We start from the raw sequence: 18,761 nt of genomic DNA on the forward strand, positions 1-18,761 counted from the left end.
TCGGAACAGGTCCCCGGTCGCAGCCGACGGCATCCTTTCACTGGCTTCAGGGACCAATCCGGGTTCGCTCGCCACTCAGTGAGACACCCACTCGACATTTCCCGTGAGGTTTTCACCCGTGGCCACCAACCCGCTCGCCCCCGACTGGCTTTGCCTGTCCGACGACGCCAATGCGCTCGCCGATGGCCTCTGGCCGGCCACCATCGACCGCACTCCGCAGGGGGAACTTCTCATCGGCGGCTGCACCGCCTCCGCCCTGGCCGCCGAATTCGGCACTCCTCTTTATCTGGTCGACGAAACGGATGCCCGCGCCCGCGCGGCCTCGCTCCGCGCCGCCTTCGAGGCCGAGTTCGCCCGCATCGGCACGAGCGTGCACATCTACTACGCCGGCAAAGCGTTCCTGTCCACCGAGATCGCCCGTTGGATGCTGGCCGAAGGTCTCAACATCGACGTCTGCAGCGGCGGCGAACTCGCCGTGGCGCTGGCGGCCGGCAGCCCGCCGAACCGGCTCGGCTATCACGGCAACAACAAATCCCTGGCCGAGATCGACGAGGCCTGCCGCGTCGGCGTCGGCACCATCGTGATCGACAGCCTGGTCGAAATCGGGCGCGTCGCCGCGGCCGCCGCCCGGCACGGCATCGTGCAGGCCGTTCGGCTGCGCGTGAACAGCGGCGTGCACGCGCACACCCACGCATTCCTCGCCACGGCGCACGAAGACCAGAAGTTCGGCGTGACGCTCGATGATGCCGCGGCGCTGGTGGGCCTCATCCGGGCCGAGTCGAGCCTGGGCTTCCGCGGCCTGCACTGCCACATCGGCTCGCAGATCTTCGGCGCCGACGGCTTCGCCGAATCCGCGTCGCGCCTCCTCGCCGTGCACGCCGCCCTGCTCGCAGGCGGCCCCGTCCCCGAGCTGAACCTCGGCGGCGGCTTCGGCATCGCCTACACCCTGGCCGACACCCCCACCCCGATCGGCGAGCTCGCGGCCAGCCTGGCCGACATCGTCGCCGCGCAGTGCAGCGCCCTCGGCATCCCGGTGCCCGTGGTCGCCTTCGAGCCGGGACGTTGCATCATCGGCCCGGCCGGAATCACCCTCTACGAGGTCGGAACCACCAAGTCCGTCGACGTGGCCGGCAACCCGCGCCTCTATGTCAGTGTCGACGGAGGCATGAGCGACAACGCCCGCCCCGCCCTCTACGGCGCCGACTACACCGTGCGGCTCGCCGGCCGCGTGTCGGCGGCCGACCCGGTGCTGGTACGCCTCGCCGGCAAGCACTGCGAGAGCGGCGACATCGTCGTCGACGCTGACTATCTCCCCGGCGACGTGGCTCCGGGCGACCTGGTGGCCGTCGCGGCCACCGGCGCCTACTGCTGGTCGCTGTCGAACAACTACAACTTCCTCGGCCGGCCGGCCGTGGTCGCGGTGGCCGGCGGCATCCCGCGGATGCTGGTGCGCGGCGAGACCATCGCCGACCTGCTCGCCCGCGACACCGGGGTCTCGGCCTCGACCGGCTCGACCACCGGCTCGACCACCGGCTCGACCGATCTACCGAAGGAACCCGCCCGATGATCGAATACCGCAATCTGCGCGTCGCACTGCTGGGAGGCGGCTCCGTCGGCGCTCAGGTCGCCCGGCTGCTGCTCGAAAACAGTGAAGAACTCGCCAACCGGGTGGGTGCCAGCCTCGAGCTCGTCGGCATCCTGGTGCGCGACGTCGACGCCGAGCGCACCGTCGAACTGCCCCGCGAGCTGTTCACCACCGACGCCGAGACCCTGATCCTCGGCGCCGACGTCGTCATCGAGTTGATGGGCGGCATCGAGCCCGCACGCTCATACATTCTGATGGCGATCAACTCGGGGGCGGATGTCGTCACCGCCAACAAGGCGTTGTTGGCCACCCACGGGCCCGAACTCTTCGCCGCCGCCGACCAGGTCGGCGCACAGCTGAAGTACGAGGCGGCCGTGGCCGGTGCGATCCCGATCGTTCGGCCGCTTGGCGAGAGTCTCGGCGGCGACCAGGTCAACCGCATCCTCGGCATCGTGAACGGCACCACCAACTTCATCCTCGACCGGATGGACACTGAGGGGGACACCCTCGAGGAGGCTCTCGCCCTGGCCACCGACCTCGGCTACGCCGAGGCCGACCCGACCGCCGACATCGGCGGGTACGACGCGGCGCAGAAGGCGGCCATTCTGGCCAGCCTCGCCTTCCACACGACCGTGCCGCTCGCATCCGTCTACCGCGAGGGCATCACCGCCATCACGCCCGCGCAGATCGACTCAGCCCGCAAGGCCGGCTACGTCGTGAAGCTGCTCGCCATCTGCGAACGCCTCGTCGACGCCGAAAGCGGCCAGCAGGGCGTCTCCGCCCGGGTCTACCCGGCCATGGTTCACCGCAGCCACCCGCTCGCCTCCGTGCACGGCGCCAACAACGCGGTTTTTGTCGAAGCGGAGTCGGCCGGCAGCTTGATGTTCTACGGCGCCGGCGCCGGGGGAGTGGAGACGGCGTCCGCCGTGCTCGGCGACCTGGTGTCACTGGCCCGCCGCCACATCGCCGGTGGCCCCGGCGTTCCCGCGTCCCAGCACGCCGACCTGCCGGTCTTCGACATCGGCCAGATCGTCACGCGCTACGCCGTCACCCTGGAAGTTACCGACGAACCCGGCGTTCTCGCCACGCTCGCCAGCGTGTTCAGCGACCACGGCGTGTCCCTGGCCCTGGTCGAGCAGTCGATGACGCCGGCCCAGCCGGGCACCGCGAGTCGCTCCGCCGTCTCCGCCACGGCTACCCTAGTTATCGGAACGCACGAGGCTACGGAGGCCGCCCTGGCGGCCACCGTGACAGACCTCGCCGCGAACAGATTTGTCACCAATGTCGCATCCGTTTTGAGAGTTGAAGGAGCCTGATGTCCAGCGAACGAGAGACTCTGCCGAAACCAGTCGTGAAGACGGCTTCCCGGCAGTGGCGCGGCGTGCTGCGCGAGTACGCGGACCGCCTCAACATCACGGATGCGACGCCCATTATCACTCTCGGCGAGGGGGGCACCCCGCTGATTCCGGCTCCGGCGCTCTCCGTTCGCACGGGCGCGAAGGTCTGGATCAAGTACGAGGGCATGAACCCGACCGGTTCCTTCAAGGACCGCGGCATGACCATGGCCATCTCCAAGGCCGTCGAAGACGGTGCCAAGGCCGTCATCTGCGCGTCCACCGGCAACACCTCCGCGTCGGCCGCCGCCTACGCGACCCACGCCGGAATCCAGGCCGTCGTGCTGGTGCCCGAGGGCAAGATCGCCATGGGCAAGCTCAGCCAGGCCATCGCACACAACGCGCAGCTGCTGCAGGTGCAGGGCAATTTCGACGACTGCCTCGACATCGCCCGCGACCTCTCCGCGAATTACCCCGTGCACCTGGTCAATTCGGTCAACCCCGACCGGATCGAAGGCCAGAAGACGGCCGCCTTCGAGGTCGTCGAGGTGCTGGAAGACGCGCCGGACATCCACATCGTCCCCGTCGGCAATGCTGGCAACTACACCGCCTACACGCGCGGGTACACCGAAGAGCTCGAGCGCGGCGCCACTACGAAGCTGCCGCGCATGTTCGGGTTCCAGGCTGCTGGCAGCGCCCCGATCGTGCTCGGCCACCGCGTCGACCACCCGGAGACCATCGCCAGCGCCATCCGCATCGGCAACCCGGCATCCTGGAACCTCGCCCTCGCCGCGCGTACCCTGACCGACGGCTACTTCGGCGCGATCAGCGACGAAAAGATCCTCGAGGCCTACCGCATCCTGTCGGCCGAGGTCGGCATCTTCGTCGAGCCGGCCTCCGCGATCAGCGTCGCCGGCCTGCTCGAACGCGCCGAAGCCGGGCTCATCCCGGCCGGCTCCACCGTGGTACTCACGGTCACCGGCCACGGTCTGAAGGACCCGCAGTGGGCGCTCCGCACCGCAGACGGCTCCGACGTCAAGCCGACCATCGTGCCTGTCGACACCGCCGAAATCGCCAGCGTCCTCGGGCTGGTCCAGAAATGACCATCGCCGAGGCCCTCTCCGGCAAGTCGGTGCTCTCGGGCCGTTCCGTCACCGTGCAGGTGCCGGCGACCACGGCCAACCTCGGCCCCGGCTTCGACACCCTGGGTCTGGCCCTGGCACACCACGACCACCTCCAGGTCTCCGTTCGCGATGAGCCGGGCGTCACGGTCGAGGTGCACGGCGTCGGAGAAGGCGTGGTGCCCACCGATGAGACCAACCTCGTCGTGCGCGCCCTCATCCACGCCTTCGCCGCTTACGGCCAGGAACTGCCCGGACTGAACCTCGTTGCCCACAACGAGATCCCGCACGGCCGCGGCATGGGCTCGTCCGGCGCCGCCATCGTCGCCGGGATCATGGCCGCGAAGGGCCTGCTCGAGGGCATCGTCGACATCGACGCGGAGGCGCTTCTGGCCCTCGCGACTGAGATGGAGGGGCACCCCGACAACGTGGCGCCCGCCCTGTTCGGTGGTCTCACGATCGCGTGGATGACACCCGAGGGACCGCGTCACAAGAAGCTGATGGTGCACCGCGGCGTCAAACCGCTCGTGTTCGTTCCGGAGCACGCCATGTCCACGGCGCTCGCCCGCAGCCTGCAGCCCGAGAGCGTGCCGCACGAAGACGCCGTCTTCAACCTGTCGCGCTCGGCCCTGCTGATCGCGGCCCTGATTCAGAGCCCCGAACTGCTCCTCGCGGCCACCGAGGACAAACTGCACCAGAGCTACCGTGCCGCCGCCATGCCGGAGACCAACCGGCTGATCACCCTGCTCCGGGAGCACGGCTTCGCCGCCGTCGTCTCCGGCGCCGGCCCATCGATCCTGGTGCTGGCCAGTGACCCAGGGCAGCGACTCGTCGCGGCCGAGCTCATCGCCGCCGAGTCCGAAACGCCCTGGCAGGCGCTGATGCTGGCCGTCGACGTGCTGGGTGCAACCGTCACCCGCACCGAGCGTTAGAGAAGCGAGTCCGAATCGATCGGTTGTGTCGCTCCCGGTCGGTCAGTCGACTGCACCGCCCGGGCAGTGTTCCTCGCAGGCGCAGCGCCCGATCCGGTGGTGAACCAATTCGACGGAGATTCTCGTGTGAAACCGCTCTTTCGGGTGAATCAGGTGCGATTTGGGCAAAATCTCCGTCGAATTCGTTCGGGACGCAGGCCGGAGCACCGAGCCGGTTGGACCCGGCAGCGGTGACTCATCGCTGACGGCTGTGAGGACTCACTCAGGTCAAGGAGTATCTGAAAGCCAAGGACACGCCGTATCCGGTCGGTCCTCGGCGTTCTTACGTTCTGCTACAGTAAAAGTGCACCCGATGGAACCGCGTAACGCCCGGCTCTCTTCTCCGGTGCATTCCCTGTAACTCACTGCTATCGCATCATCTATGCGTAGCTGTGTGTGTTCACTTCAATCCACATCACTTTGGGATTGGACCACCCGCAGCGCGTGAGACGCCGCAACAGCTTCCCTGGCCCGCTCGCATGACGCCAGGGGAAAGGACAATTTTCGTGACTGACGTCAACCTCCTCACCCCCGGTGCGGATTCCTCGCACCTCACCACCCTTCGCGTCGCCGAGCTTCTGGCTCTGGCGCTCGAGTTGGGAATCCCGGGTGCATCAAAGCTCCGCAAGGGAGAGCTCGTAGGAGCAATCACCGCCGAGCAGGCCAAGAGCGCATCCTCGGGTGTCTCCGCCGAGACCACGGCCGCCGAGGCCACGGCCGCCGACACCACGGCCGCCGTTCCCGTCGAAGAGGCGATTCCCGCGGCCGACGCCGCGACCGACGCGGCCTCGACCACCGACGTTGCTGCCAACGTCACCGGTGCCGCGCCGCGCAAGCGCGCGTCCCGCCGCGCCTCCACCGCGACCGCGGCTCCCGCCGTGGCGCACGTCAACGCTGACGGCGACCTGGGCATCGGCATGATCGTTCCGGATGACGCCGCGGCCCTCCGCCGTACCACTGCCCCCACCACCTATGCCGGCGCCTTGCCGGAGTCACCCGTGACCGAGACCGTAGTCCCGGCCACGAAGCCGGCCCGCCAGGCTCGCAAACGTGCCACGTCGGTCACCGTGAAGGCAGCGGCCGAAGCCGCCGCCGCCCCCATCGTGGACACCGAGGCCCCCACCATTGAGACTGAAACAACCACCGAGGCTGCTGCCCCGGTAGAGGCGGTCGCCGAGACCGCAGTCGTGGCCGAGGAGACCCCCGAGATCACCGAGGCGGCACCCGAGACCACCGGTTCCGGCCGGTCGCGTCGCGGTAGCTCACGCGGTGGCCGCAGCGGCGGCGCCCGCAACAGCATCGATGCCCGCAACAGCATCGACGCGCGCAACAACGCCGACGAATTCGCCACGGAGACCGGAACCCAGTCCGGCACCGATACCGGCACCGAGACCGGAACCGAGCAGCACGCCCCGGTCGGGACCGTCGTCACCGATCAGGCCGAATCGACCGAGCGCGGCGACCACGCCGATCAGGGCGAACTGTCCGAGCAGACGGAACAGCCCCGACAGGGCCGCAACCGCAACCGCAGCCGCGGGGGCGACCGCACGCAGGGCGCCGAGCGTAGCGCCGAGCGCGGTGAGGAGACCGCCCGTCAGCAACGCCAGACCGGCAACCGCGGCCAGGGCCAGAGCCAGGACAATCAGAATCAGGACCGCAACCAGGGTCAGGACCGCCAGGCCCAGCAGAGCCAGGATCGCGCCCAAGACCGCCAGGACCGCCAGGAGCGTCAGGGTCAGGACCGCCAGGACCGCAACCAGGGCCAAGAGCGTCAGGGTCAGGAGCGCAACGCCGGTCCCGACCGCGCCGGACTCGAAGACGACCTGAACGGCCGTAGCAACCGCAACCGTTTCCGTGACCGCAAGCGTCGCGGCGTCACCACCGGCGACGACTTCGAGCCGGAGCTGAACGACGACGACGTGCTGATCCCCGTCGCCGGCATCCTCGACATCCTCGACAACTACGCGTTCGTGCGCACCTCCGGCTACCTGCCGGGTGCGAGCGACGTCTACGTCTCGCTCGGCCAGGTCAAGAAGTACAACCTGCGCAAGGGCGACGCCGTCGTCGGCTTCATCCGCCAGCCGCACGAAGGCGATCAGAGCGGACGCCAGAAGTACAACGCGATCGTCAAGGTCGACTCCATAAATGGCCTGACCGTCGAAGAGGCCGCGAACCGCGTCGAGTTCCAGAAGCTCACCCCGCTGTACCCGACGGAGCGGCTGCGCCTCGAAACCGAGCCGGGCAAGCTGACGCAGCGGATCATCGACCTGGTCGCCCCGATCGGTAAAGGACAGCGCGGCCTGATTGTCGCACCGCCTAAGGCCGGCAAGACCATCGTCATGCAGCAGATTGCTAACGCCATCGCCACGAACAACCCCGAGGTCCACCTCATGGTTGTCCTGGTCGATGAGCGTCCCGAAGAGGTCACCGACATGCAGCGCACGGTGAAGGGTGAGGTCATTGCCTCCACCTTCGACCGTCCCGCCGAAGACCACACCACGGTCGCCGAGCTCGCCATCGAGCGCGCCAAGCGTCTCGTCGAACTGGGCCACGACGTCGTCGTGCTGCTCGACTCGATCACCCGCCTGGGCCGCGCCTACAATCTGACGGCCCCGCCGTCGGGCCGGATCCTCTCCGGCGGCGTCGACGCGTCCGCGCTGTACCCGCCGAAGCGTTTCTTCGGCGCGGCGCGCAACATTGAGAACGGTGGCTCGCTCACCATCCTCGCCTCCGCCCTGGTGGAGACCGGATCCAAGATGGACGAGGTTATCTTCGAGGAGTTCAAGGGCACGGGCAACATGGAGCTCCGCCTGTCGCGCCACCTGGCCGACAAGCGCATCTTCCCCGCGGTGGATGTCAACGCATCCGGCACCCGGCGTGAAGAAATGCTGATGAGCGCGGACGAAGTCAAGATCACTTGGAAACTGCGACGCGCCCTCGCCGGGCTAGAACAGCAGCAGGCACTGGAGGTCATCCTCGGTCGTCTCAAGGAGACCACGTCCAACGTCGAGTTCCTGATGCAGGTTCAGAAGTCGATGCCGACCCTCGGTGGGTCAGACAAGGACCACTGATGTTCGAGTCTGTCCTGACTCTGCTGGCTGAGCACGATGAGCTCCAGTCTCAGCTGGCGGATCCCGAGCTGCACGCGAACCCGGCCCGATCGAAGAAGGTCAACCGTCGTTATGCCGAGCTCAGCCGCATCATCGCGGCCTGGCACGAGTGGAAAGAGATCGGCGAGAACCTCGATGCCGCGCGGGAACTCGCGGACGAGGACGCCGACTTCGCCGCGGAGATCCCCGGTCTGGTGAAGCAGCTGGAAAACGCGGCCGAAAAGCTGCGGCGCCTGCTGATTCCGCGCGACCCGCTCGACGCTCGCGACGTGATCATGGAGATCAAGATGGGGGAGGGCGGTGCGGAATCCGCACTATTCGCCGCCGACCTGCTCCGCATGTACCTGCACTATGCGGAGTCGAAGCGCTGGAAAACCGAGATCATCGAGCAGACCACGAGCGACCTCGGCGGCATCAAAGACATCCAGCTCGCCATCAAGGGCAACGTGAGCGACCCTGCCGAGGGCGTCTGGGCGCACCTCAAGTACGAGGGGGGCGTGCACCGCGTTCAGCGAGTGCCGGCCACCGAGTCGCAGGGACGCATCCACACCTCCGCCGCCGGCGTGCTCGTCTTCCCTGAGGTCGACGAGCCCGAAGAGGTCGAGATCAGTGCGAACGACCTCAAGATCGACGTGTACCGGTCGAGCGGCCCCGGCGGCCAGTCCGTGAACACGACCGACTCCGCCGTGCGCATCACACACCTTCCGACCGGCATCGTCGTGGCCATGCAGAACGAGAAGAGCCAGCTGCAGAACAAGGAAGCGGGCATGCGCGTTCTGCGTGCCCGCGTTCTTGCCCGGCAGCAGGAAGAAATCGACGCCGCCGCCTCCCTCGTGCGCAAGGGCCAGATCCGCACCATGGACCGGTCCGAGCGCATCCGCACGTACAACTTCCCGGAGAACCGGATTGCGGACCACCGCACCGGCTACAAGGCCTACAACCTGGATACGGTCATGAACGGCGCCCTCGACGCCGTGATCGACTCCTGCATCACGGCCGACGAAGCCACCCGGCTGGCCGAGATCGGTGATCACGACTGATCAACCCCGCACGCAGCGGTTGCCCAGCCGTCGGTCTCTCGTAGTCTGGAGAGAACGGAGGCTGGGCTTTTCGCATCCACCGTTCGACAACGAGGCGAGGATGCTGATGGAATCCCTGACGAGTCACACCGACTACGGTGCTGTGAGCCTGACCGAGGCGCAGGTGAACTCTGACCCGTTGCTCGAGTTCGCGACCTGGCTGGCGGCCGCTGAGGGAGCCGGGCTGTATGAGCCGAACGCCATGGTCGTCGGCACCATCGACCCCGACGGGCGGCCGAGCAGCCGCACGGTTCTGCTCAAGGGGCTCGACGGCAGCGGGTTCGAGTTCGTCACCAACTACGACTCGCGCAAGGGGCGCGCGCTCCGGAAGAATTCCGGTGTGACGCTGCTATTCCCCTGGTATCCGATGCAGCGCCAGGTGATCGTCTACGGCACTGCCCACGCCACGGATGCCGCCGTCAGCGACGCCTATTTCGCGCGTCGTCCGCGGCCCGCCCGCATCGCCGCCCTGGCCAGTGAGCAATCGGAACCGATCGTGAGCCGCGAACTGCTCGAAGAGCAGGTGCGCGCGGTCGAGCGGCGTTACCCCGACGACATGGAGATCCCGCGGCCCACCGACTGGGGCGGGTTCCGGGTCATTCCGCACGCAATCGAGTTCTGGCAGGGCCGCACGTCCCGGCTGCACGACCGCCTGCGTTTCACGGCGCTGGAGGGCGGAGGCTGGGCGCTGGAGCGCCTCCAGCCGTAGCGCCCGCCAGGGCAGCGACGATCGCTGCGCCGGCAACGGCGGCTGCGGTGGCTACTCGGCGAGGTCGGAGTAGTGGATGGCCGCCACGTCCGGGTGCGCGCGCAGTCGGCTCTTCAGGGCGTTCTCCCCGTAGGTGGAGAAGATCGGGTTGTTCGGGTCGGCCGTGACCCCGGGCGCCTCGAGGGAGTCCGCCAAACTGAGCAGCGGGATGGTCGCGTCGAGCGCGGGGCCGAAGAAGAACGGAATCGAGACCCGGTCGTCTCCGATCAGAGGCGAGATCACCCGGTGCACGGTGGCCTTGAGGTAGCCGTTCGTGGCCACCTCCAGCAGCTCGCCGATGTTGACCACGAAGGCGCCGTCGAGCGGGGGAGCGTCGATCCAGTCGCCATCCTTCTCCACCTGCAGGCCACCCTTGCCGGGTTCGACGAACAGGAGGGTCAGCACCCCGGAGTCCTTGTGCGCGCCGACGCCCTGCCGGGGAGTGGGATCGGATTTGCCGGGGTAGCGCACGATCTTGATCAGGGTGAACGGCTTCTCGACGAAGGCCGCGTCGAACACGTGCTCGTCGGCACCGAGCGACAGCGCCCAGGCCTGCATCAGGCGGAGGGCGACCGCGGTGAGCTCTTCGCGCCAGAGGGTCATCACTTCTCGTAGCGCGGGGAGAGTGGACGGCCACTGGTTCGGTCCCTCGAGACGCCGGTAGGCGGCATCCGTGGGCCGCGGAAGTGCCGGGCGCTCCGGCCCGATGTCTATCTGCTCGCGCCAGTCAACCGTACCCTGGGTGAGCTCGCCGCCCACGCGGGTGTAGCCGCGGAAGTGCGGGCTCCTCAGATTCTCGATCGCCATCTTGTCGGCTTCGGGGAGGGCGAAGAAGGCTCGGGCGGTGCGCATGACCCGATCCGTGAGGTCCGCGGGCACGCCGTGACCGGTCAGGTAGAAGAACCCGAAGGAGTGGGTGGCCTCCCGCAGATCGGCTCGAAAAGCCTCCGCCTCCGCATCGCCCCGGTCAAGCCGCGAGAGGTCGAGTACGGGGAGGGTGAGGGCGGCGGTATCGGTGGTCATTGGTCTCTGTCCCTCAGTCGTCGCCGGGCAGCAGCCCGCGGGCGGATTCGATGGTATCGGTCTTGGCCGGCTGCACGATGGCCGGGATCCCCAGCAGCAGCGACTTGGGTGGGGCATCCCGGGTCACCACCGCGTTGGCGCCGATGGTACTCCAGGCGCCGATGACGATGGGCCCGAGCACCTTGGCGCCGGCGCCGATCGTCACCCCATCGTGCAGGGTGGGGTGCCGCTTCTCCCCCCGGGCCACCCCGTGCCGGGTCTTCCCGCCGAGGGTGACCCCGTGGTAGAGCATCACGTCATCGCCGATGTCCGAGGTCTCCCCGATCACCACGCCCATGCCGTGGTCGATGAACAGCCTTCGGCCGATGCGGGCGCCGGGGTGGATCTCGATCCCGGTCAGGAACCGGGTGAACTGCGACAGGAGCCGGGCCGGGAGCCGCAATTCGGCCTCCCACAGCCGGTGGGACACTCGATACGACCACACGGCGTGCAGACCGCTGTACGCCAGGAACACCTCGATGTTGCTGCGGGCGGCCGGGTCGTGGGCGCGCGCCATCGCCAGGTCCTCACGGATGCTCGAAAAGACACCCATTCGCTGCGTCGCCGGCCCGGTTTCGCCGACTAGTCCAGCAGGTCCTCGTAGAGCACCGTGGAGAGGTACCGTTCGCCGAAACTCGGCATGATGGCCACGATGGTCTTGCCGGCGTTCTCGGGGCGCTTGGCCTGTTCGATTGCCACCCAGACAGCCGATCCGCCGGAAATGCCGGAGAGGATGCCCTCATCCGTTGCCAGCGCGCGCGCCGTGGACACGGAGTCGGCGAGCGTGACGTCGGTGACCTCGTCGTAGACGTGCGTGTCGAGAACGTTCGGTATGAAGTTGGCGCCGAGACCCTGGATCTTGTGCGGTCCGGGCTTGCCGCCGGTGAGGATGGGGGAGTCGATCGGCTCGACGCCGACGATGCGTACGGATGGCTTGCGTTCCTTGAGCAGCTGGCCGGTGCCCGTGATGGTCCCTCCGGTGCCGATTCCGGCGACGAGGATGTCGACGGCTCCCGCGGTATCGTCCCAGATCTCGACGCCGGTGGTCGCATAGTGGATGGCCGGGTTGGCCGGGTTGTCGAACTGGCGGGCCAAAATCGCCCCGGGGGTGGCGGCCGCGATTTCCTCGGCCGTCGTGACCGCGCCGCGCATGCCGTCGGAGCCCGGCGTCAGCACGATCCGGGCGCCGTAGGCGCGCAGCAGCTGGCGGCGTTCGCGGCTCATGGTCTCCGGCATCGCCAGGATGACCGTGTATCCGCGGGCGGCGCCCACCATGGCGAGAGCGATCCCGGTGTTGCCGCTGGTACCCTCGACAATGGTTCCACCCGGAGCCAGCTCGCCCGAGGCCTCGGCCGCATCGACGATCGCGATCCCGATCCGGTCCTTCACACTGCCCGAGGGGTTGTAGAACTCCAGTTTCACCAGCACGGTCGCGTCGAGGCCGGCGGTGAGTCGGTTTAGCTTGACCAGAGGGGTCTTGCCGACTGCAGCAGTGATATCGGAGTAAATCTGTGCGGGCATCGGTGGTCGCCTTTCGATCGGGGTCAGGAACCTCGCCCAGCCTACGGCTCCGGCATTGGGCGTGTGCGTGCGTTACATTTCAATACGTGACAACTTCGCACGGCCACCATTCCATTCCCATCAGCTTAATTCCTACCGACATTGTTCCCACCGACATTGCCGAATTGCGCACCCGTGCCATCGACTCCCTTTCCCAGGCGGGGATCAGCGACCCCGACGTCGACGCCGATCTCCTGATCGGTCACGTTCTCGCCCAGAGCCGCGGCCAGGTGCAGGCCGCCGCCATCCTGCGCACCGCCCTGGGCGCCACGGATGCCGCTGCCATCCGTGAACTCGTTCGTCGCCGCTGCCTGCGCGAGCCGCTGCAGCACATCACCGGGCGGGCACCCTTCCGCTCCCTCGACCTGTTCGTCGGACCGGGCGTGTTCGTTCCCCGCCCCGAGACGGAGCAGGTGGCGCAGTTCGCCATCGACGCGCTCCGGGCACTGCCCGACGCGGAGCCGATCGGGGTGGACCTCGGCACCGGTAGCGGCGCGATAGCCCTTTCCCTGGCGGTCGAGGTGCCGAACGCGCGCATCTGGGCGGTCGAGAACTCGCCGGAGGCCTTCCCCTATACCTCCCGCAACTTCGAGCAGGTAGCCGCGCCGAATGCCACGCTGGTGTTCGGCGACCTCACCGAAGAGCTCACCGAACTCGACGGAACCGTGGCCGTGGTCATCTCCAACCCGCCCTACATTCCGACGGATGCGATCCCGCGCGACCCCGAGGTACGCCTCTTCGACCCGGCCCGCGCCCTGTTCGGCGGCCCCGACGGGCTCGACGTGGTGCGGCACGTCTCCCGCACGGCCCTGCGCCTCCTGCGTCCTGGCGGCCAGATCGTGATCGAGCACGGTGAGTTGCAGGGGGCGCAGATCCGTGCCCTCCTGGCCGCCGACGGCTGGCGCGTCCCGGCCACTCACCGCGACTACACCACCCGCGACCGCGCCACCACGGCCCTCGCCCCCGTTCCCGCCGATCGGTGAGGGCGGTTCCCTCTGGGCGGCTGCAGTAGAATCAGGCACAATGACTCGCATCTATGACTGCTCGGTTGACACGGAATACGCGGCCGGCATGAGGCTCGCGCGCTCGGCCATCGGTCGCGGCGCGCTCGTTGTCATCCCCACCGACACGGTCTACGGCGTCGCCGCAGACGCCTTCGACCCGGAGGCGGTGCAGCGCCTTCTCGACGCCAAGGGCCGCGACCGTTCCTCGCCGCCGCCCGTGCTGATCCCCGGAATTCCCACCCTCGACGCCCTGGCCCAGAACATTCCGCAACCGGTGCGCGAGCTCGTCGCCGTGTTCTGGCCCGGTGGTCTGACGGTGGTGCTGAACGCCCAGCCGTCGCTCGCCTGGGACCTCGGTGACACCCGCGGCACGGTGGCCCTGCGGATGCCGAGCAACCCGGTTGCCCTCGACCTCCTCTCCGAGACGGGACCCTTGGCCGTGTCATCCGCCAACACCAGCGGCCGGCCCTCCGCGATCGACGCGGAAGGCGCCGAAGAGATGCTCGGCGGCAGCGTGGCCGTCTACCTCGACGGCGGAACGGCCGGACTCGGCTACGAACCCATCGGCGACCGGCCCGGGGATACCTCGTCGACCATCGTGGATGCCTCCGGCTTCGACTCCAACGGTGGCAAGGTCGTCATCGTGCGGAACGGCGTGATCTCACGGGAGGCCATCGAAGGCGTCATCGGAGAGGCGCTCGCGCCGATCGGGTTCGGCGCGCCTGCGGACAAGCCCGCTGCCGAAACCACCACCGAGTCGGCCACCGAGCCCGTCACCGAAGTGAGGGCCGAACCGGTCGATCCCACGGCAGACGCTCGATAGCCATGACCGTCTTCGTCCTGCTCAGCCTGGTCTCGGCCCTGGTGACCTTCGGGTTCTCAGTTCTTGTACTCAAGCTCAGTCACCGCTACCGCCTCTACCCGAAGATCCGCGAGCGCGATGTGCACACGCGGCCCACGCCCCGCCTCGGCGGAATCGCGATCTTCGTCGGCATCGTCACCGCCTTCGGTGTGGCCTACCTGGTTGCGGCCCGCTTCGCGCCGCTGCGACTCATCTTCAGTGACCCCCAGCAGATCCTCGCCATCCTGGGTGCAGCCCTGCTGATCGTGCTGCTGGGAGTGGCCGACGATCTCTGGGACCTCGACTGGATGACCAAACTGGCCGGGCAGTTCATCGCTGCCGGCCTCATCGCCTGGCAGGGCGTGCAGGTGTTGTCGCTGCCGATCGGCGGCCTGACCGTCGGGTCGTCCTGGATGTCGATCCTGATCACCGTGATCGTGATCGTGATCGTGATGAACATGATCAACTTCATCGACGGGCTCGACGGACTCGTGGCCGGCGTCGCGCTCATCGCGAACGGAGTGTTCTTCCTCTACAGCTACCTGCTGGCCCGGGACACCTCCCCGAGCAACTACTTCAACCTCGCCTCACTGATCGCTGCCGTCCTGGTGGGTGCCTGCGTCGGCTTCCTGCCGCTCAACTGGCGGCCGGCGAAACTGTTCATGGGTGATGCGGGCGCCCTCCTGGTGGGTCTGCTGATGGCCACGTCCGCGATCGCGATCACGGGCCAGGTCGACCCGACCGCCGTGAACCGGTCGCAGCTCTTCCCGGCGTTCATCCCGATCATCCTGCCCGTCGCCATCCTGATCATTCCGCTTCTCGACTTCGGTCTGGCGGTGTTCCGGCGCGTCCGGGCCGGCAAATCACCCTTCAGCGCCGACCGCAAGCACCTGCACCACCGGCTACTGGACATGGGCCATTCGCACCTGCATGCCGTTTTGATCTTCTACGGCTGGACCGCGGCGGCATCCGTCGGTTGCCTGCTCTACTTTCTGCTCCCGGTGTATTTCGGGCTGCCCACCTGGTATGCCACAATTTTCCTGATCGTCGCGCTGCTGATCTGCACCCTCGTCACGCTGGCTCCGTTGAGTCGGCGCAAGGCCGTCGAGTCCGCCAGCCAACTCGCCCGAACGGCCGAACACAGAGAAGAAATCGCCCGACTCGACCGCCTCGATGAGGCGTCGGCGACGGTGGAGGAAAACGTATGAACGCACCCGATCCCACCAGCTTGCCCACCACGCTCCGAGCGGTGCCATCGAACGCCAGGGGAGTCCTGACCGCAGTCCTTCGATACACAGGCTTCCTCGCGATTGCCATCGCGATCGTCGGCGGCGGACTCGGCTACCTTTTCGCGTCAACCGAAGGCCTCATCAGCGCCTTCATCGGCACCGCGCTTGCCGTGCTGTTCGCTTCGATCACTGCCGTGAGCATCATCGGGGCCATGCGGTTCGACATTGCCGCTTTTTTCGGCATCGTGATGGGGGCATGGCTGCTGAAAATCGTCGTGTTCATCGTGATACTCGCTCTGCTTCGGGATGCTTCCTTCGTGCAGACGACAGTTCTGTTCATCACCGTCATTGCCGGAGCCATCGGCACCATGATCGTCGACGTCCTGGTGGTCTTCCGCTCCCATTTGGGCTACGTGAGTGACGCCGTGCTCCCAAAAAAATCCGACCACCCCTGGTCCTGACCGGAACAGGGGCGGTCGATTAGTCGCCGTGAGCGAAAGTTGATAGAGTCAAAAAACTGTCACCGGCCGCAGTGTGATCCACTGCGCCACAGACCACACTTGACCATTGTCGCCGTTGTGCATCCGCACAGAAACAGGAGATAGCGCTGTTGTATTACGCTGCGAACTTACTGGTTCCCATGGCTACCGGCGATGAGTTTCAGGCTCCGGGCATCAGTGAGTTCCTTGGTCTCCCCGCGTTGTTCTTTGAGGGAACGCCCTTCGAGATCAACCGGATCATCCTGGTCCGCATCCTCGCCGTAGCCGTGATGCTCCTGCTTTTCTGGCTCGCCCTGCGCAAACCATCCCGAGTCCCTGGCCGCGGTCAGAGCATCGCCGAGCTTGTACTGGGTTTTGTCCAGGTGCAGATCGCCGATCAGATCCTCGGCAAGGAGATGGGTCGCCGTTACCTGCCCCTGTTGGCCGGCATGTTCTTCGGCATCCTTGCGATGAACGTCACGGGCGTAATCCCGGCCCTGAACATCTCGGGCACGGCACTCATCGGCATGCCCCTGCTGCTCGGTCTCGTCGCCTACGTCGTGTTCATCTACGCGGGTATCAAGCAGCTCGGCGCCGCCAAGTTCTTCAAGAATTCGCTCTTCCCGGCCGGTGTGCCGTGGCCGATCTACATCTTGCTCGCCCCGATCGAGTTCATCAATATCTTTATCGTGCGGCCGATCTCGCTCGCTTTGCGACTCCTGCTCAACATGATGGTCGGACACCTCCTGCTCGTGCTGTGCTTTGGGGCGACGAGCTTCTTCATCTTCACTGCAGGTGGCTGGTTGGGGCTCTTCGGAATCGGGACGCTGGCGTTCGGGTTCATCTTCACTTTCGTCGAGTTCGCCGTGTTCATCCTCCAGGCGTACATTTTCACCCTCTTGACCGCGGTGTACGTCCAACAGGCCGTGGCTGAAGAGCACTGACACACACAACTGCGTCGACCGACGTCGTTTTCGATTGAAAGGACACACATAGTGGAATCCACCATTCTTGCCGAGATCACCGGCAATATCGCCACCGTAGGCTACGGTCTTGCCGCGATCGGCCCGGGTATCGGCATCGGTATCGTCGCCGGAAAGACCGTTGAAGCCATGGCTCGCCAGCCCGAACTCGCAGGCCGTCTCCAGGTCACCATGTTCCTCGGCATAGCGTTCACGGAGCTCCTTGCATTCATCGGTGTAGCCGTCTTCTTCATCTTCGTCTAGGGATCGCCACCATGCCTGAGCTTGTTCTGGCAGCAGAAGCGGAAACGAATCCGTTCCTTCCTGCCATCTACGACATCACCTGGTCGGCTGTTGTCTTCCTGGTCGTCATGGTCTTCTTCGTGCGCTTCGCGATCCCGCGCTTCCGCCAGATCCTCGACGATCGTGCGGAGGCCATTGAGGGCAACATCGCCAAGGCAGATGATGCCCAGCGCAAGGCCGAAGCTGCTCTCGAGCAGTACACGACCCAGCTGGCCGAGGCGAGGGCCGAGGCCGGCAGGATCCGCGACGCCGCCCGCGTCGACGGACAGACGATCGTGAACGAGCTCAAGGAGCAGGCCGTCATCGCCGCCGCTCGGGTAACCGCGACGGCGAAGGCTCAGATCGTGGCCGAACGACAGGCCGCAGTGATCTCCCTGCGCAGCGAAGTCGGCACACTGGCCATCGACCTGGCCTCCGGCGTCATCGGCGAAAGCCTGACCAACGACGAAAAGGCCAGCGGCATCGTCGACCGATTCCTGGCTGACCTCGAGGCCTCGGAGAAAGTGGTCCGGTAATGGGTAGCGCCACCAGGGAAGCCTTAGTCTCAACACGGGCGGTTCTGTCCCGTCCCGGGGGAACGAACGACCTCGCGACCGGCGTCAATTTGTTGAACTCCGGTCGTGTGATTGGCCACACGTCACAGCTCCGGTCGGCTTTGGTCGACCCGTCAGCGGATGCGGCGGCGAAGGCCACCCTCGTGAGCGCAATCTTCTCGGGCGCAATGACGCCGACCGCGCTGGAGCTGCTTCAAGCCGCCTCCGCCGCACGCTGGTCGAACCACACCGATCTTCTGGCCGGCATCGAAGACCTCGGCCTGCGGGTGATTGCCTCTTCGGCCACTGTCCCCGGGCAGGTCGCGGAGGAACTGTTCGCGTTCGGCAAGACCGTGTCGTCCAACGGCGAGCTCGAACTCGCCCTCGCCTCAAAGCTCGGCACCACAGCGGCCAAGGTGAGTGTTGTTGACGCCCTCCTGGCCGGTAAGGTCTCCGAACAGACGCTCGCGATTGTTCGACACCTGGTGCAGCAGCCCCGCGGCCGCCGCATCGGGGAATTGCTGCGCTACGCCGCATCCATCGTCGCGGACCAGTCGGACAGCTCGATCGCCACGATCACGTCGGCCGCCGCGTTGGCTCCGGAGCAGGTTGATCGCCTTCGAGCCAGCCTCACGGTGCGCTATGGGCGTCGGCTCACGATCAACGAGGTTGTTGACCCCGAAATTGTCGGGGGCGTCCGCGTTCAAATCGGTGACGACGTCATCGATGGCAGCATTGCCACCCGTCTTAAAGATCTGAGAATCCAGCTCGCTGGCTGACCGCTTCAGTCAGTACCACACACCTCGGGACGGCAGCGTCTCGTGCACGACAGAACCTGTA

Annotated in this window: 18 protein-coding genes; 15 read left to right on the forward strand and 3 right to left on the reverse strand. The window is 66.8% G+C overall.

The window, feature by feature from the left end:
• Window positions 1–118: 118 nt before the first annotated feature.
• The 7 genes from lysA to pdxH all read left to right on the forward strand — a co-directional run bounded on the left by lysA (window position 119) and on the right by pdxH (window position 9,909).
• The gene (gene lysA, locus CXY79_RS03060; protein ID WP_104099689.1) at window positions 119–1,567 is read left to right on the forward strand and encodes a diaminopimelate decarboxylase; all 1,449 of its coding nucleotides are present in this window, start codon (window positions 119–121) and stop codon (window positions 1,565–1,567) included.
• On the forward strand, window positions 1,564–2,901 hold the full coding sequence (locus tag CXY79_RS03065; RefSeq protein ID WP_104099690.1) for a homoserine dehydrogenase: 1,338 nt from the start codon (window positions 1,564–1,566) through the stop codon (window positions 2,899–2,901). The genes lysA and CXY79_RS03065 overlap by 4 nt, the downstream gene beginning before the upstream one ends.
• Window positions 2,901–4,022 (forward strand): threonine synthase, encoded by a 1,122-nt coding sequence (gene thrC / locus CXY79_RS03070; RefSeq protein WP_104099691.1) that lies wholly within the window; start codon window positions 2,901–2,903, stop codon window positions 4,020–4,022. Before CXY79_RS03065 ends, thrC begins: the two co-directional genes overlap by 1 nt.
• Complete coding sequence (gene thrB, locus CXY79_RS03075; RefSeq protein WP_104099692.1) at window positions 4,019–4,972, forward strand: homoserine kinase; 954 nt, start codon at window positions 4,019–4,021, stop codon at window positions 4,970–4,972. The genes thrC and thrB overlap by 4 nt, the downstream gene beginning before the upstream one ends.
• A gap of 545 nt (window positions 4,973–5,517) precedes the next feature.
• Complete coding sequence (gene rho, locus CXY79_RS03080) at window positions 5,518–8,082, forward strand: transcription termination factor Rho (protein WP_369827928.1); 2,565 nt, start codon at window positions 5,518–5,520, stop codon at window positions 8,080–8,082.
• Window positions 8,082–9,161 carry a peptide chain release factor 1 gene (prfA, locus tag CXY79_RS03085; protein ID WP_104099694.1) on the forward strand — a complete coding sequence of 360 codons (1,080 nt, stop codon included), beginning with the start codon at window positions 8,082–8,084 and terminating at the stop codon, window positions 9,159–9,161. Before rho ends, prfA begins: the two co-directional genes overlap by 1 nt.
• Window positions 9,162–9,267: 106 nt before the next feature.
• Complete coding sequence (pdxH, locus tag CXY79_RS03090; protein ID WP_174722130.1) at window positions 9,268–9,909, forward strand: pyridoxamine 5'-phosphate oxidase; 642 nt, start codon at window positions 9,268–9,270, stop codon at window positions 9,907–9,909.
• 51 nt (window positions 9,910–9,960) lie between these two features.
• On the opposite strand, the gene CXY79_RS03095 is transcribed toward pdxH, so the two are convergent.
• Genes CXY79_RS03095 through cysK form a run of 3 tightly spaced genes read right to left on the reverse strand, consistent with a single transcriptional unit; the run spans window position 9,961 to window position 12,531 of the window.
• On the reverse strand, window positions 9,961–10,971 hold the full coding sequence (locus CXY79_RS03095) for an isopenicillin N synthase family oxygenase (protein ID WP_104099695.1): 1,011 nt from the start codon (window positions 10,969–10,971) through the stop codon (window positions 9,961–9,963).
• Window positions 10,972–10,984: 13 nt separating this feature from the next.
• Complete coding sequence (gene epsC / locus CXY79_RS03100; RefSeq protein ID WP_104099696.1) at window positions 10,985–11,563, reverse strand: serine O-acetyltransferase EpsC; 579 nt, start codon at window positions 11,561–11,563, stop codon at window positions 10,985–10,987.
• Window positions 11,564–11,592: 29 nt separating this feature from the next.
• Complete coding sequence (gene cysK / locus CXY79_RS03105) at window positions 11,593–12,531, reverse strand: cysteine synthase A (protein ID WP_104099697.1); 939 nt, start codon at window positions 12,529–12,531, stop codon at window positions 11,593–11,595.
• 140 nt (window positions 12,532–12,671) lie between these two features.
• Between cysK and prmC the strand changes: the two genes are divergently transcribed.
• From prmC to CXY79_RS03145, 8 genes are all read left to right on the forward strand, one after another.
• Window positions 12,672–13,553 (forward strand): peptide chain release factor N(5)-glutamine methyltransferase, encoded by an 882-nt coding sequence (prmC, locus tag CXY79_RS03110; protein ID WP_233191194.1) that lies wholly within the window; start codon window positions 12,672–12,674, stop codon window positions 13,551–13,553.
• Window positions 13,554–13,593: 40 nt separating this feature from the next.
• Window positions 13,594–14,397, forward strand: a complete 804-nt coding sequence (locus CXY79_RS03115; protein WP_104099698.1) for an L-threonylcarbamoyladenylate synthase — start codon at window positions 13,594–13,596, stop codon at window positions 14,395–14,397.
• A 2-nt stretch (window positions 14,398–14,399) separates the two neighbouring features.
• Window positions 14,400–15,623: an MraY family glycosyltransferase gene (locus tag CXY79_RS03120; RefSeq protein ID WP_104099699.1), complete on the forward strand. Its 1,224-nt coding sequence runs from the start codon at window positions 14,400–14,402 to the stop codon at window positions 15,621–15,623.
• Window positions 15,620–16,105, forward strand: coding sequence for a hypothetical protein (locus CXY79_RS03125; protein WP_104099700.1), 486 nt, complete (start codon window positions 15,620–15,622; stop codon window positions 16,103–16,105). Before CXY79_RS03120 ends, CXY79_RS03125 begins: the two co-directional genes overlap by 4 nt.
• Window positions 16,106–16,284: 179 nt before the next feature.
• Window positions 16,285–17,067 (forward strand): F0F1 ATP synthase subunit A, encoded by a 783-nt coding sequence (gene atpB, locus CXY79_RS03130; protein WP_104099701.1) that lies wholly within the window; start codon window positions 16,285–16,287, stop codon window positions 17,065–17,067.
• A 51-nt stretch (window positions 17,068–17,118) separates the two neighbouring features.
• Window positions 17,119–17,349: an ATP synthase F0 subunit C gene (atpE, locus tag CXY79_RS03135; protein ID WP_174720104.1), complete on the forward strand. Its 231-nt coding sequence runs from the start codon at window positions 17,119–17,121 to the stop codon at window positions 17,347–17,349.
• Between the two features lie 11 nt (window positions 17,350–17,360).
• Window positions 17,361–17,903: a F0F1 ATP synthase subunit B gene (locus CXY79_RS03140; RefSeq protein WP_104099703.1), complete on the forward strand. Its 543-nt coding sequence runs from the start codon at window positions 17,361–17,363 to the stop codon at window positions 17,901–17,903.
• Window positions 17,903–18,700 carry a F0F1 ATP synthase subunit delta gene (locus tag CXY79_RS03145; RefSeq protein ID WP_104099704.1) on the forward strand — a complete coding sequence of 266 codons (798 nt, stop codon included), beginning with the start codon at window positions 17,903–17,905 and terminating at the stop codon, window positions 18,698–18,700. The genes CXY79_RS03140 and CXY79_RS03145 overlap by 1 nt, the downstream gene beginning before the upstream one ends.
• Window positions 18,701–18,761: the final 61 nt, after the last annotated feature.

Origin of the sequence: Cryobacterium sp. M96 (genome assembly GCF_002929845.1) — a bacterium.
In the GTDB taxonomy this organism is placed as follows: domain Bacteria; phylum Actinomycetota; class Actinomycetes; order Actinomycetales; family Microbacteriaceae; genus Cryobacterium; species Cryobacterium sandaracinum.

Bases quoted from the DNA above. Each gene is read 5' to 3' on its own strand.
- CXY79_RS03065 (WP_104099690.1), top strand. From the start codon at position 1,564: ATGATCGAATACCGCAATCTGCGCGTCGCACTGCTGGGAGGCGGCTCC.
- thrC (WP_104099691.1), top strand. From the start codon at position 2,901: ATGTCCAGCGAACGAGAGACTCTGCCGAAACCAGTCGTGAAGACGGCT.
- thrB (WP_104099692.1), top strand. From the start codon at position 4,019: ATGACCATCGCCGAGGCCCTCTCCGGCAAGTCGGTGCTCTCGGGCCGT.
- prfA (WP_104099694.1), top strand. From the start codon at position 8,082: ATGTTCGAGTCTGTCCTGACTCTGCTGGCTGAGCACGATGAGCTCCAG.
- pdxH (WP_174722130.1), top strand. From the start codon at position 9,268: ATGGAATCCCTGACGAGTCACACCGACTACGGTGCTGTGAGCCTGACC.
- CXY79_RS03095 (WP_104099695.1), bottom strand. From the start codon at position 10,971: ATGACCACCGATACCGCCGCCCTCACCCTCCCCGTACTCGACCTCTCG.
- epsC (WP_104099696.1), bottom strand. From the start codon at position 11,563: ATGGGTGTCTTTTCGAGCATCCGTGAGGACCTGGCGATGGCGCGCGCC.
- cysK (WP_104099697.1), bottom strand. From the start codon at position 12,531: ATGCCCGCACAGATTTACTCCGATATCACTGCTGCAGTCGGCAAGACC.
- CXY79_RS03115 (WP_104099698.1), top strand. From the start codon at position 13,594: ATGACTCGCATCTATGACTGCTCGGTTGACACGGAATACGCGGCCGGC.
- CXY79_RS03120 (WP_104099699.1), top strand. From the start codon at position 14,400: ATGACCGTCTTCGTCCTGCTCAGCCTGGTCTCGGCCCTGGTGACCTTC.
- CXY79_RS03125 (WP_104099700.1), top strand. From the start codon at position 15,620: ATGAACGCACCCGATCCCACCAGCTTGCCCACCACGCTCCGAGCGGTG.
- atpB (WP_104099701.1), top strand. From the start codon at position 16,285: ATGGCTACCGGCGATGAGTTTCAGGCTCCGGGCATCAGTGAGTTCCTT.
- CXY79_RS03140 (WP_104099703.1), top strand. From the start codon at position 17,361: ATGCCTGAGCTTGTTCTGGCAGCAGAAGCGGAAACGAATCCGTTCCTT.
- CXY79_RS03145 (WP_104099704.1), top strand. From the start codon at position 17,903: ATGGGTAGCGCCACCAGGGAAGCCTTAGTCTCAACACGGGCGGTTCTG.